Below are 13,903 nucleotides of genomic sequence, written 5' to 3' on the forward strand. Positions count from 1 at the left end.
CAATCTCTTCCTGGTTTTCTATACCCAGCAGAACCAGCTCCATCCCGTCCTGGTAATACATCTTCACCACATCCCGCACATGTTTGTATGTGGCAGCATATTCCGGCCGGTTCTGTACCGGATCCTCCGCCTGCAGTTCGCGGTAATCAATTACCTGCCTGCCGCCGTACAGCCAGGCATTAAATAAATCGGCGAATACAGGCGGGTGTGACAGATAAGAAGATAATGAAATATCTATTTTCCCCATAAACATACTTTTGTCTGATGAAACAGACAGGTTTCCTCCTTAATTATACATAATATGTGTAGAATTTACAACATCACAATAAAAATAAAACGGGATTAAATGGAACAGAATGTTCCGAAAGTAAGAACAGAATCGCTATAGCTGATGATGATTATCATAACACAGTGAAAAAGAAAAAACAATATAACTAATTAAAGTCTGCGGAAAAACAACGCAGATAAGGTAAGTTGCCATGCAGACTAAGACGCACAGCACAGAACGCTTAAAGCAATAGTAATATACAAGAAAAGGAAAACATATCCCGGAACAAATACCGGTCTATGTTTTCCTCTTCTGATTCTAACCGTTCCTTTTAGCCAAAAGGATAAAAACAAGGCAGGTCAAACCATACCGCAGAAAATTACCAAAGCTGTTTTTCAGCTGCTTCTGCGGATGCAAAAGGCCCGGGAACCGCAGAAAGGCCGCGATGCTCACCCAGATAATCCTCATTGAAGGTAATAGCCGTCCCGTCAGGATTTTCAAACCGTTGCTCCGGCTCAAAGGCATATCCCAGGATATCACTGGTAATAATGCCATCCTTAAAATCACCAAGCAGATCGTATACGTTTGTTTTCAGGTAATAATGCCCGTCCTTTTCCACAAGCTCCACGGTTGCTTTGTTCGTCTCATCAACCAGATTTGACTTTTCGTTCTTACAGGCCTTTGCACCGTTGAAGTACGCATTTCCATTCACCCATACAGGCAGATGGGAGAAATGATACTTGGCCAGTTCACCCATATTCGCAGGCTTATCCATTTCGAACCAGCCGATCCATTCCTCATAGGTCGGATATTCATCGAATACCCTGGTACCGACCTCCTGGTTATCCGCCATTTGAAATCCCATATCTTCCTTCACTTCCGCTGCTTTAACAGGCCAGTTCTGAATGAAGATATTGTTATAAAAACGGTCATCCCCATGCAGAATGGACATAAATCCTGCCACTTCGGTACGGTGGCGGATATGATAAGGCGTGTAACGGGGCTGGTTAAGTCCGTTTACGGTATTGTCCGTGCCGCCTCCCACAGCAGTAAATGCGCCCAGAATGAGGTTATGTACACAGGCAACACCTTCGGTGGCAATCCGCAGGGCGGCTTTTGAAAGCATCACGTTATTATCAATCAATGTGGGGCCATGGCCCACCTCCACGAAAATATCCTGGCACATCATAGCGCCTTCCGCCTTCGGCGTACCCTCCGGTGCATGGTTGTCATGCAGCAGGTTCTGTGTGATCCGTGTGCCCTGGGCCTGCCAGTCGCACCAGATTCCCATGGTGGAATGATGGATGTGATTGCGGCGGAATACCACATCAATGGCGGCATGGAATTTAATGCCGGAAATTTCGGCACCGCCCAACTGCTGCATATTGTTGATATGGTGAATGTGGTTGTCCTCAATGATGCTGAATACGCATCCCATACGGCCCACAATACCTGCCTGCTCGCAGTGGTGGATGTGGCAGCGCCTTACGATATGGCTTCCCACTTTTTCCTTCAGCCAGCCATGATACTGGCCGCGGCAGACCGCATCCCTCTCCATCTGGGTCGGGCTTTTCACATGTTTGTTGGTAAAATAATGATCATTTTCCGGGTCATAATATTTTCCCAGGGAAATACCGCAGCATTTACTGTTGCTGATTTCACAGTCCTCGATAATCCAGCCCTTTGACCAGTGAGGGCCGACCATACCGTCCTGATAAGCGGCGGGAGGCGCCCAGGTTGTGGCGGCTTTGTTCACGTTAAAACCGCTGAAGGTGATATAATCCACTCCCGTTTTGGAGGGCATAAAGCAATTGCGGCGTACGTTGATATCCACCTTTTCCTCATTGGGGTTATGTCCCTGGAAATTGGCATAGATCACAGTGGTATCACCTTCCTGTTCGGTATACCATTTATAAACGGAAAAATCAGGATCCCAGGAAGGGGGATATACTTCACCCTTGATACATTCCTCCAGTGTCTGGGTTTCATACAGCTGGCGGTCATTTAAATAGACGGCGCCGGTATGCCTTACGACAGGGGCAAAATACCAGTCCCCTCCTACAAACGTAGTATAAGGGTTGTAGCTTCCAAACACGCCGTTATCAATGCGGCAGACCCAGACATTCCCCTGGTAAGGTTCCCAGGAATCAACCGGTTCCGCACCGGTAATAACGGCTCCCAGCGGCTGTTCGCTGCGGTAAATAATTCTGGCATCCTCCGTTCCTGCGTTCAGGGGATCCACATACTCCCGGTATATGCCCGGGGCAACCAGGACCTCATCCCCTGGTCCGGCAGCTTTCGCCGCTTCATTGATGTGCTTAAAAGGCATTTCCTTACTGCCGTTGCCCTCTCTGGCTGCGGCGGCATTCACATAAAAAATCATATATGTTCTCCTTTCTCCGGGCGTTATCACTGTTCACTCCGTGACAGTAACATGCATAAATCCCTTTAAAAACGCCCGTCTCTTCTTGCTTAACCTATAAAGTCATTATATAATCATTATATTATCCTGAAAATGTCGCATCCAGAGGGAATTGACGTTTTTTTGTATCCAAATCAGACTTTCTTCTGGAGGCAGGAGGCGCCTTATGAAAAAAGACAGACAATCCATTGATACCTCCGGGAAACTGTCACAGGAGGGATTTTTAAAAAAGCTGGGGATTCCCAAGACCTTTCTAACCTTCCACAATTTAGGCAGCAACACCTCGGAATTCGTTGCGATCGGGATGCCCTATATGCTCATCTATGAAGCCGCCGACAGAAAACACGGTGAACTGCATTCCCTGGAATTTACGGAAAGCAACAAGAATTATTTCTTTTCTTCCGCAAGCAGGCTGGATCTGGCAGGGAAACGTTCTCTGCACTCCCATGATTTTTATGAACTGACCATTGTGCTGGCGGGGGAGCTTCATTTACAGATCGAAAATGAAATCGTAACCTATCATGCCGGGGAATGCTGTCTGTGCAATAAGAATATTCGCCACAAGGAGCTGCATGACAGCGAATTTGAAATCATTCTGTTCCTGTTCCAGGAGGAATATATTAAATCCGTCCTGGAACAAGATCTGCTGTATGATGAGGAAGGCAGAAGCTGCACCAGCCACACCTTTTTCCACCATCTCTTTGCGGAAAACCAGAAGCTTTCCTTTTACAGTGCGAAGGAATATATTGATTTCAGAAGAAAAACCCGCTTTGATCCGGATGATTTCTACCGGCTGATCAATGCCCTTGTGCTGGAACTGAGCGAAAGCCGTTCCGGAAGAAATTATATGGTGCGGGGTTATTTCTGCCGTTTTATCGCCATGCTGGGCGACGAGGAAAATTATCATATCCAGGCTCATCAGACCAGAATTTCCAAAGAAGAACGGCTTTTCTACCAAGTATCCCAGCTGCTGCAGAACCGAAAGGGCCGGATCAGCCGCAGCGAGCTGGAAGCGGAACTAAATTATAACAGCGATTACATCAACCGGGTGGTCAAGAAGCATACCGGGCAGACCCTGTCCGATTACAGCCGTTCCTTTCTGCTGAAAGAAGCCGCGGATCTTTTGACAAACACGGACAAACGGGTGGGGGAAATCTGCGAAGAGCTGGGTTATACCAACAGGAGCCATTTTAACAGGCTGTTCATTGAACGGTTCGGCATGACCCCCACCGAGTACCGGGAAACGGAACCGGAGGAGTAGGCGCACCTATCCTTTCACGGCTCCCGCCATCATCCCTTTTACCAGCTTGTCCTGGAAGATAATAAACAGTACGATCATAGGCAGCACGGACAGCACCAATACGGAAAGTATGATCGGAATATCCAGGGAATGCTCCCCTTTGAACTGTCCAAGCGCCAGGGGAAGCGTTTTGTTGGATGCGGTCTGCAGCAGCGTATTGGCAAAAGCAAACTCATTCCACATGGATACCCCGTTGTAAATGGCCAATGTGGACAGCCCTGATTTGGAAAGGGGCAGGATAATGGAGAAAAAATTCCGGAACTTATTGCAGCCGTCTATTTCGGCGGATTCCTCAATCTCCTTCGGAATCGTGGTCATGAAAGCGGTCAGGATAAATACCGACATCGGAAGCGCAAAGGTAACATACGGCCCGATCAGTGCCTGAAGGCTGTCATACAGTCCCATATTTGTGGTCATTTTAAAAATAGGAATCAGCGTCACATGCATGGGGACCGACATCATAGCCACGATACCGGCATAGGTGATACCTCTGAGCCGGAATTTCATCCGGGAAAGCGGGTAAGCCGCAAACGCAGAAATCATCAGCATGAGCACCAGGGAAACGGCAACGACAAATACGCTGCGGAAAAAATAGCCGAAGAAGCCATGTGTCATAACCTCCGCATAATTCTGGAAATACCAGGGATCCGGAAGATGGAATACCCCCTGGGAAAGCATATCAAACTGTTTGCGGAAGGAATTCATAACCATGAAAACAAACGGCACCAGCGTAACCACCAGCCATATGCATGCAAAGAAAATGGCAATTCCCCAGGCAATGCGGGATTTGCGTTTTTCTTTCCTGTAGTCAACCTCTTTTTGCTTGTCCATCTCAATAGTCCTCCTTTACCACAAAGATCTTCTGGAACAGCAGGGCAATGGCCGTAATCAGAAGGAACATTCCCGCTGCCACGCAGGAACCATAGCCCATGTTGAACTGCTGGAAGGACAGCTTATACATATAGGTTGCCATCAGCTCGGTTCCCCCCGCCGGACCGCCGCCGGTCATATTCCATATCATATCGAAATATTTTAAGGAACCGATCAGCGACATGGTGCATGCGGTCTTAAAGATAGGCCCCAGCAGGGGAATCGCTATTGTCCGCAGATACTGGCCTCTCGTGGCGCCGTCAATCACTGCCGCCTCATAAATCGATGTATCGATATTTCCGTATCCTGCAATAAAATAAACCATATAAAACGGAGTAAACTGCCATGCCATAACCCCTATTACGGAGAACAGGGCATGGGGGTTCTTCCCCAGCAAATCCACGGTCACCTTGCTTCCTTTAAATAAGGAAGCAAGGGAAGAAAAGATCCCACCGTTTGTCGCCAGCGCATAGGTAAACAAAAAAGCGATTGCCACGGAGCTCATCAGATAAGGAAGAAACCATATGGTTTTAAAAACATTAAACCGTTTACCCCCTGCATCCAGAAATGTGGCAAGAAGCATTCCCAAAGGGATCTGAAGGAGAATGGAAAAAACCATGACTACAACATTATGGCCGAATGCGGACCAGAAGGATTTATCCAGAACCAGTGTTTTCCAGTTCTGTAATCCTATGTAAATTCTGTCGGCCGATATACCGTTCCAGCTGTAAGCGCTGATGACAAAGGTATCGATAACCGGATAAATCATATATATAACTATTAAAAGCAAGGCAGGAAGGAGAAATACCACAGCTGCTACTGCCGTGCTTTTTTCTCTCGTTTTAGCCAGGCCAACCGCCTTCTTACTATGATTCACATTCTCTCCTTTCCGGCAGGCCATCCTCAGAGTGCCGATAACGTTTGGGATAGTATGCCTCTCGTCCAAAGCTTATTCCGCCAGGGCCGCCTTCATGGCCGCATCCTGTTCCTGCCCGATTTCCTCCGGTGTTTTCTGAAGTCCGAACAGTTCCGTCATACAATCCTTATGAACCTCCGTCACCGATGCAGGCAGATATTGATCATACCACAGCTGCACATTGGAGGCATTGAAGAAGATGTCCGCCACCACTTTCATATTTGCATCATCGATGGTATTTTCAAACCCCTTGATGGAAGGAATTGTCCCGTTGTCAAGCTGCCTCTGGTTATACGTGTCATCATTAAAATACTGCGTTGCCAGCACATAACAGGCATCCAGCTTGGTCTGGTCAACCGAGCCGTCCGCATTCCAGCAGTTAAAGGAGAAGCCGTTTCCAATAGCCGTACCGATTTCCACATTCTGGGGAACTCCTTTTGCCGCGGCTTCAGAATCCTCCGGGAAGCGGAAAACGCCGATATTTTCATCGTACCATTCCTGATTATCCGCCCGGATCCCGGACACCTGCCAGGAACCATGCAGCATCATCGCACAGGTATTATCATACAGCAGCGCCTTATCCTGCCCGTCGTCCGTGGAAAGGGAATTCACCCCATCCGGGAAATATCCCTTCTTAACCCAATCCTGGATTTTATCCCCGGCCCAGATAAACGCATCGGAGGTAAAAGAGCCTTCCTGCGTGTAAGCTGCGTCGAATTCTTCATTTCCGGAATGGCGCGCTACCAGGTACATATAATACATGGAGCCTGTCCACTTGGAACCATTGGCCAATGCGAACGGGACATAGCCCGCTTCCGTCAGTTTATCGCACACGGTTTCCAGTTCATCGATGGTTTCCGGTACCTCCACACCGACCTCTGCAAATATATTCTTGTTATAGAAAATGTCGCATCCGGACAAACCGCCGAACGGAATCGCAAGTACCTTGTCGTCGTAGGTGGACTGTGCGATTGCCGCATCAATAAAATCCGGATGGTCATAGGTATTGAACATCTGCGTAACATCATTCACAAAGCCGGATTTATAGTATTCAGCCATAGGGCCGCCGCCCCAATGGATATACATATCAGGCGCCTGTTTGGAACTCATCGCAACCACCAGCTGCTGCTTATAATTATCATTCTGCTGATGCACCTGATTCACGGTAATATTGGGATAGTCCGCCATAAACCGCTGTACTGCGCCTTCCATTGTTGTTTTTCCCGGATCTTCCGTAGAAATATCCCATAAGGTAATCGTGAGCGGTTCCGAAGTCAGTTCCGGTACATTTTTTCCGTCTGTCTGCTTTCCGGCTGTTCCCGTTTCCGCTGCTGCACTGTCTGCGGGCACCTCGGAAGCCGCCGCACCGGTATCCGCCGCTGCTGCCGGGGTCTGCTGGCCGCCCGCGGATCCGCATCCCGCCAGCAGAGTTCCCGCCATTGTTACTGCAAGAATCATTGATAAAACGTTTCTCTTCATACTTTAGTGCCCTCCTTGTAAAAGTGTTAAAAGAATCCTGCATCCGGCTCCCAACCGGTATCCGGGCGCGCAGATCGCAAAACGCACAAATGTTTTTCTTTTCGGCGTTTTTAATAAAGCAATTATACCCCCCCCCGTAAAATTTCAAGCATTTTTAACAATTTTTACCATAATCCATACGTAAACATAAAAATATACAACAAAAAAACATCCCGCCGGGAAACGGGATGTCAGGAGGAGCTTTTCATGACACGGCAAAAGAAGGGCCGTCATTAAAAAGCGCCCGGTTATACTTTTGACGGGCTATGCGTCGGCGGACAGACCCTGGTACAAAGACAATTCCTAAACCGCACTTGTCAAAGCGGCGGATGCCGCCTGATACCGTGCCAATTACTTTTACCAAAGCCCGAGTAACCGCTGCAGGGTCAGGCTCACAAAAGTGATGGCCGCCCAGCAGGTAATTCCCAATGCAATTGGCTTACCTCCGGTTTTGACCAGCTTCACCACATTCGTATTCATCCCTATCGCCGCCATAGCCATAACTATAAAGAACTTGCTCAGCTGCTTCAATAAGCCGAACACTCCATTGGCGGCCTCCAGCGCCGCTCCGGAAAAGACAGAAGTGATAACCGTCGTTATAACGGATGCCCCTACAAAATACAGGATGAACATGGGAAATATGGATTTCAGACTCACTGCCGTGCCCTCAACCCGGTTTTCCTTCTTTTCCCTGCGCATCCTCACAAAAGCGAGCACCAGTGTAACCGGTATGATAGCCAGCGTCCTTGTGAGCTTCACAATCGTTGCATATTCCAGCACCGCGCCGTTCGTGCCATGCAGGGTATCCCAGGTAGATGCCGTTGCGGTTACCGAAGACGTATCATTGACCGCAGTGCCGGCAAAAAGGCCGAAGCCGGTATTTGTCAGCCCCAGCAGGCCGCCCATTGTGGGAAAAAGCAATGCCGCTATTATATTAAACAGGAAAATGACCGAAATGGCCTGGGCGATTTCTTCATCGTCCGCATCGATTACCGGTGCGGTGGCCGCAATTGCCGATCCGCCGCAGATGCTGGAACCAACCCCAATCAGGGCAGCAGTCTTTCCCGGAATCTTTAGAAGCTTATACATGAGGAAGGCGACTGCCAGAGATGTGCTGATAGTGGAAAGAATGATAGGCAGCGATGTCATTCCCACTTTTCCAATCGTTGCCAGATTCAGGCCGAAGCCCAGAAGAATGACCGCATACTGAAGAATCTTTTTAGATGTAAACGCAATCCCCTCACGGTAAGCCGTTTTGTCTTTCATGGCTACAGCCAGCACCATTCCCGTGAGGATCGCAATCACCGGTGCGCCTACCACCTCCAGTACACCTGCCAGCCTGACGAGCAGCCAGCATAACAATGCAACCAGGAAGCATAATCCGATACCTTTTCCTTTTTTTCTGATAAATTCCATGATCCACCTCATTTGTTTTTTTCTCCCAGATTATACAATCAGAGATGGATAAAGTAAATTTATATATTTTTATATAATTATAATTATTTCTTATCATTGTGCAAATCTGTTTCCATTTCTGCCGCTGTCGGGCGGACAATCGCCTTATTATTCACGTAATCCGGCTTTATTACCATACCCCAAAATCCGGAAACCGCTCTCCATAATCCGGCATACCTGTGCAAAATGGCCGGGCAGCTCATCGGTATTATCATTTTTTCCCGTCAGATAATCCACAACAATATCTTTGATTTCTTCTGTCACTGCAGCTCCTCTCCCGATCTCTCCGGCGGCTTCTGTCATGGCCTCATCGTTATACTCCCGGCCGAGCATACGCAGTACAAGACCCGCTTTGTCAAAACCGCCGCCGAATGCCACGGAATCCGGCTCCTGAATACCCAGCAGGGCATTCGGAACGGTCGGCACGGTGCCGAAAAAGGTGATCATATGGCGAAGCAGATTATCATAGTCCTCTTTTGTAAGCCGGCTCTTCCAATCCGGCAGTTCCTTCACGAACTTTTCAAAACCACGGATGCCGAGAACACCGGCCGGGGGATTCAGGAAAAGCTCACCTTTCGCGGCGAGCGCCTCCCTGGCAATCTCATATTTATTCTTCGCGGAGTTCATCCGGACGATACAGACCGTATTCGGTTTTGACAGCCCCGGATAGGAACAGTCCCAGGCAGGCCGCAGCTCGTCGTATGGCAGCTCCTGCACGCTTTTACAGCCGCAGTCATGCACATAAATACACTGCCTGTCATCGTCATATCCGACCATAAGAACATAGTGGAAAGGTATGTGTCCGCCATGGTACAGCTTCTTGTAATAAGGCAGATAATACATATCCAGTGCGCCCAGCACACAGGGAAAGCCGGAATCAATCTGGGACTTTGCCTTGCTTAACGCCTTTTCAAATGTCCTGTATTCATAATGCCTGTATTCAAATCCGACGATAGGCGCCAGAAACTCATACATTTTCTTCGTGCGGCCATCCCCCAGTGCCACCATGCGTTTTTGTTCGGCTTTTTCTGTTTTCAGATAACAGAACGATCCGAATCCGGAAAGGACGAAGAAGAAACTGGGCGGAAGTCTTTCTCCGGTATCGCGGATATACAGATCCTCTATCCCGTTCCACATGCATTCATAATCATCCTGATGATGGGGTATTTCTATTCTTTTCTGCGTCATGGTATCCTCCCTGCTTTTCCTTATTATGCGATTTGCAGCAATTCGCTTCTGCAGGGAAACCATACACCCTGACACAATGGGAGAGTCAAGTATGACTTTCGGCGACGGCCCCCACAACAGCATGCGGCACATAAGCTTCTTCCAGAAAGGCGATCTCCTCCTGCGTAAGTGCCACTTCCAGGCTGCCTGCGGCATCATCAAGATATTCCGCTTTTGTGGCGCCGATAACAGGAGCTGCAACGCCTTTTGCATACTGCCATGCCAGTGCGATCTGTGTCATGGTGGCTCCCTTTTTCTCTGCGGTCCGTGACACACGTTTCACGATTTCCATATCGCTTTCCTGTGTCTTGTCATACTTCCCTTTTGCGGTCACATCCGTTTTGCTCCGCAGGGTATCCGCAGACCAGGTAGGCCGTGACAGTCTCCCTGCCGCAAGCGGGCTGTAGGGTGTCCTAGCCACATCCTGTTCCCTGCAGATCGGGATCAGCTCCCGTTCGTCCTCACGGTACAGCAGATTATAGTGGTTCTGCATGGAAACAAATTGGGTCCAGCCATTCTTTTCCGCTGCATGCTGCATGTTCATAAACTGGTATCCGTACATGGCGGAGGCGCCGATGGCACGGACCTTGCCTGACTGAACCATTTTATGCAGCGCCTCCATGGTTTCTTCTATCGGTGTGCCGTAATCAAAGCGATGGATGATCAGCAGATCTATATAATCTGTCCCCAGCCTTTTCAGGGATCCCTCCACCTCTGCCGGTATCGCGTCCTTTGAAAGCTTCCCTTCATTAAAATATACTTTTGTGGCAATAACCACCTTATCCCTCGCTATGTTATTCCGGATCGCCTTTCCCAGATACTCTTCGCTCGTCCCGGCCGAATAGCAATTTGCCGTATCAAAAAAGGTGATGCCAAGATCCAGCGCATGCCTGACAATGGCTTCGCTCTCCTGCGGGTTCAGCGTCCATGCGTGCATTTTGCTTGCCGGATCTCCAAAGCTCATACAGCCTACACACAGCCGTGATACCTCTATGTCCGATTTCCCCAGTTTTATATATTCCATGTTTGCTTTTTCCTTTCTTCTCTGCCTGTCCGATTTTCCATATGTTCATATCCTCTGTTCCGGCAATTGCTGCCGGATTCCCGGCACGTCAAACCCATTCCGCTATATCTTTCTCAGCCGCGGACACACTGCTTCCGCGGATTGCCAGCCCGGCTTCCACCGCAGCCTGAGGGCACAGCCTCCTAATATCCGCAACGCTGCTGCCCAAACCGCTTCCCTCATGGGTACAGAAGGGTTTGATCGTTTTCCCGGTAAAATCAAAATGCTCCAGGAATGTAAAAACCGCCATCGGCATGGTTCCCCAATAATTGGGATACCCCAGATAAATAACATCGTACGGTTCCAAGCTCTCAGGATACGCTGTAAGCTCCGGACGGGCATCCCGTCTCTGATCCGCCTGCGCCTGTGCAACGCATTCATTATAGTCTTTGGAATACGGCTGCCGCGGCTCAATCTTGAAGCTGTCCGCTCCTGTTAACTTTTGAATGATACCTGCCGCCGCTTCCGTGTTTCCTGTTTCAAGCATCTTTAATTCCCCATTCACGTAATTTTCATCACCTCTTGAAAAAAATGCAAGTAATCCGGCCATCCTTTTTCCTCCTTCTGCTTTCCCGCTAAAGCTGATCCCCCGCGGATATGCATATCTTACCAGTAACCAGGTTTTATCTGTATTATAGCTTACCCTTTCTTGCTTTTGAATCTCCTATATGTTACCATAGTATAAACCTGAAGTTTATACTATGGAGGACATTCTATGTACAATCCCCTGCTGGATACGTTTCTGGCGGCCGCCGACTGCGGCAGCTTTACCAAAGCCGCCGAACGTCTGTATATCTCCCCCACCGCGGTCATGAAGCAGATCAATGCGCTGGAGAAGCATCTGGATATCAAGCTGATGGAACGCACGCCCTCCGGCATCCGTCTGACGGCGGCAGGGGCTGTCATTTATAAAGACGCCAAATTCATGATAGACTATTCCCAAAAATCCCTGGCAAGTGCCAGGGCGGCCCTGCATACGGAGGACACCACTTTCTGTATCGGTACCTCCCTGTTAAACCCGGCAAGGCCCTTTATGGATTTATGGTATCGTGTCAATGCCAGTTTCCCGGACTACAAGCTGCACCTCGTATCCTTCCAGGACAATCACGAGGGGATCCTCTCCGAGATCGAACAGCTTGGGGAAAAATTTGATTTTCTGATCGGGGTATGCGACTCCAAAGCATGGCTTTCCCGCTGCCGTTTCCTTGCCCTTGGCAGATATAAAAAAATGATTGCCGTATCGGACAAGCATCGTCTGGCGGGGAAGGCATGTATCGATATCGAAGATTTATATGGGGAAACGCTGATGATGGTGGAACGGGGGGATTCGGGGGTGAATGATTTCCTGCGCAATGACCTGGAAAGGCATCATCCGCAGATTCAGATAGAGGATACGCCCCGGTTCTATGACCTGTCGGTTTTCAACCGCTGTGCGGAAACCGGGAACGTCCTGCTCACCATTGAATGCTGGCAGGACGTTCATCCGGGTCTGGTAACCATCCCCGTAAACTGGGATTACAGTATCCCTTACGGACTGCTCTACAGCCTGGACGCGCCGGATGATGTCATCCGCTTTGCCGAAACGGTTACAGGTATTCTATAAAACCGCCGCCTAAAGATATGTCAGGATTGTTTCCTAAAAAGGCTTTGCGCAAGCCTCTTATTCCTCTTTTTTCTCCGTCTGCGGGCCGAATACCCGTCCGGCCGCTTCCAGATAGCCATAGCCGTACAAATCATCCGGCTCCAGATAACTCGTTTCCGTCCATTCATTCCAGCTGTTGACGGTTATCAGAGGCGCCTGTTCCGGGTGGCTGTCCACATAAGCCTTTGCCATCCGGAATGCTTTTTCCACCGCCTCCGGGGTATTGTTCTTCATCACGCCGGGGCGGAAATCCAGAAACCGGGGATTGTTATCCCAGCCCACGGAAACATGAGGATAATATGGAATCTGGTAATTGGCTTCAATCCGTTTCCACTCCGCCTCCGCATCCTTCAGGATCGCTTCATAATCCCTGTCTATTTCCGCGAAATGTACAAACTGGTAATGGGTCATCCCTTTGAATCCCAGTTTTCTGCATACCTCCATCCCCGTCGTCTGGGAATGGCTGTCCACGCCGGAATAATTCATCGCCTTTTCACTCCACATGGTCAGCATATAATAAACGCCCGCCAGGCCGGCCCTCCTGGCTTCTTCCTCAAACCAGCCCAGGGCTTGCGCGGTCTTATCATAACCGCCAAGCCCGGTTACCAGATTGGTTAAATCATATATCATGAACACCGGCTTCCCATCAATACAATAATAATTAGGCTGTTTAAAATAGGTTCCGATGAGCCGGCGGCAAATCCGTTCAAATTCCGCCCGGTCCACGGCTCCCCGCCATATAACATTATCCTGCCCGCGCGACAGCCGGATATCCCATAGGGAATTGGCGTCATGATTGGCCCACATCAGAAAGAACTTCATCTTATTCCTGTTTTTCGCCTTCAGGAAGCCGTCATTCAGGCAGTTTTCCAGAAACGGCCGCCCGTCATACCAATACCAGTCATAGATAAACGTATTGATGCCATGATCCACAGCCGCTTCGATTTCCATTTCCATCACATAGGGATCCGCCTCGTTCACATACCCCCACAGGGGTTTTCGCGGCCAGCTGTGCCCCTCATATTTCCGGACACTGTTTTTTACAGACTGCCATTCTCCCATTCCCTCCGGCCAGAACATCCTGGTTCTCGGTTCATCCGGCGTATAAGCCGGCCAGACATAGGCCGCCACATCATATTTAGCCATCGCTTTCCTTCTCCTTTTCCTTACAATTCCGATCTTTTTTATTATAGCAGAAAGAAGCCGCCCCATATATACCAAA

Annotated in this window: 11 protein-coding genes and 1 pseudogene; 2 read left to right on the forward strand and 10 right to left on the reverse strand. The window is 49.1% G+C overall.

What is annotated here, in order from left to right; translation table 11 throughout:
* Together DXA36_RS33350 and DXA36_RS19805 are read right to left on the reverse strand one after the other, a co-directional pair.
* A pseudogene (locus DXA36_RS33350) lies at positions 1-247 on the reverse strand (Rpn family recombination-promoting nuclease/putative transposase); the annotation flags it as partial.
* Positions 248-647: 400 nt separating this feature from the next.
* Complete coding sequence (locus DXA36_RS19805) at positions 648-2,651, reverse strand: right-handed parallel beta-helix repeat-containing protein (protein WP_118681210.1); 2,004 nt, start codon at positions 2,649-2,651, stop codon at positions 648-650.
* Between the two features lie 205 nt (positions 2,652-2,856).
* Here DXA36_RS19805 and DXA36_RS19810 point away from each other — a divergent pair, with 205 nt between their 5' ends.
* Positions 2,857-3,951, forward strand: a complete 1,095-nt coding sequence (locus DXA36_RS19810; RefSeq protein WP_118681211.1) for an AraC family transcriptional regulator — start codon at positions 2,857-2,859, stop codon at positions 3,949-3,951.
* Between the two features lie 6 nt (positions 3,952-3,957).
* On the opposite strand, the gene DXA36_RS19815 is transcribed toward DXA36_RS19810, so the two are convergent.
* The 7 genes from DXA36_RS19815 to DXA36_RS19845 form a co-directional block, all read right to left on the reverse strand.
* Positions 3,958-4,821, reverse strand: a complete 864-nt coding sequence (locus tag DXA36_RS19815; RefSeq protein ID WP_182479171.1) for a carbohydrate ABC transporter permease — start codon at positions 4,819-4,821, stop codon at positions 3,958-3,960.
* A 1-nt stretch (position 4,822) separates the two neighbouring features.
* Entirely contained in the window at positions 4,823-5,737 is a 915-nt protein-coding gene (locus DXA36_RS19820) for a carbohydrate ABC transporter permease (RefSeq protein WP_243114693.1), read from the reverse strand.
* 72 nt (positions 5,738-5,809) lie between these two features.
* Complete coding sequence (locus DXA36_RS19825; RefSeq protein WP_118681213.1) at positions 5,810-7,255, reverse strand: extracellular solute-binding protein; 1,446 nt, start codon at positions 7,253-7,255, stop codon at positions 5,810-5,812.
* Positions 7,256-7,651: 396 nt separating this feature from the next.
* The gene (locus DXA36_RS19830; protein WP_118681279.1) at positions 7,652-8,710 is read right to left on the reverse strand and encodes a YeiH family protein; all 1,059 of its coding nucleotides are present in this window, start codon (positions 8,708-8,710) and stop codon (positions 7,652-7,654) included.
* 147 nt (positions 8,711-8,857) lie between these two features.
* Positions 8,858-9,937, reverse strand: coding sequence for a BtrH N-terminal domain-containing protein (locus tag DXA36_RS19835; RefSeq protein WP_118681280.1), 1,080 nt, complete (start codon positions 9,935-9,937; stop codon positions 8,858-8,860).
* An 85-nt stretch (positions 9,938-10,022) separates the two neighbouring features.
* Positions 10,023-11,000 carry an aldo/keto reductase gene (locus DXA36_RS19840; RefSeq protein ID WP_118681214.1) on the reverse strand — a complete coding sequence of 326 codons (978 nt, stop codon included), beginning with the start codon at positions 10,998-11,000 and terminating at the stop codon, positions 10,023-10,025.
* Between the two features lie 88 nt (positions 11,001-11,088).
* Complete coding sequence (locus tag DXA36_RS19845; protein WP_118681215.1) at positions 11,089-11,589, reverse strand: flavodoxin; 501 nt, start codon at positions 11,587-11,589, stop codon at positions 11,089-11,091.
* A gap of 165 nt (positions 11,590-11,754) precedes the next feature.
* Between DXA36_RS19845 and DXA36_RS19850 the strand changes: the two genes are divergently transcribed.
* Positions 11,755-12,642: a LysR family transcriptional regulator gene (locus DXA36_RS19850; RefSeq protein WP_118681216.1), complete on the forward strand. Its 888-nt coding sequence runs from the start codon at positions 11,755-11,757 to the stop codon at positions 12,640-12,642.
* A 57-nt stretch (positions 12,643-12,699) separates the two neighbouring features.
* Here DXA36_RS19850 and DXA36_RS19855 read toward each other — a convergent pair whose 3' ends face one another.
* On the reverse strand, positions 12,700-13,827 hold the full coding sequence (locus DXA36_RS19855) for a glycosyltransferase WbsX family protein (protein WP_118681217.1): 1,128 nt from the start codon (positions 13,825-13,827) through the stop codon (positions 12,700-12,702).
* Positions 13,828-13,903 lie beyond the last annotated feature (76 nt).

The sequence above is a fragment of the Eisenbergiella sp. OF01-20 genome (genome assembly GCF_003478085.1).
Classification (GTDB): Bacteria; Bacillota; Clostridia; order Lachnospirales; family Lachnospiraceae; genus Eisenbergiella.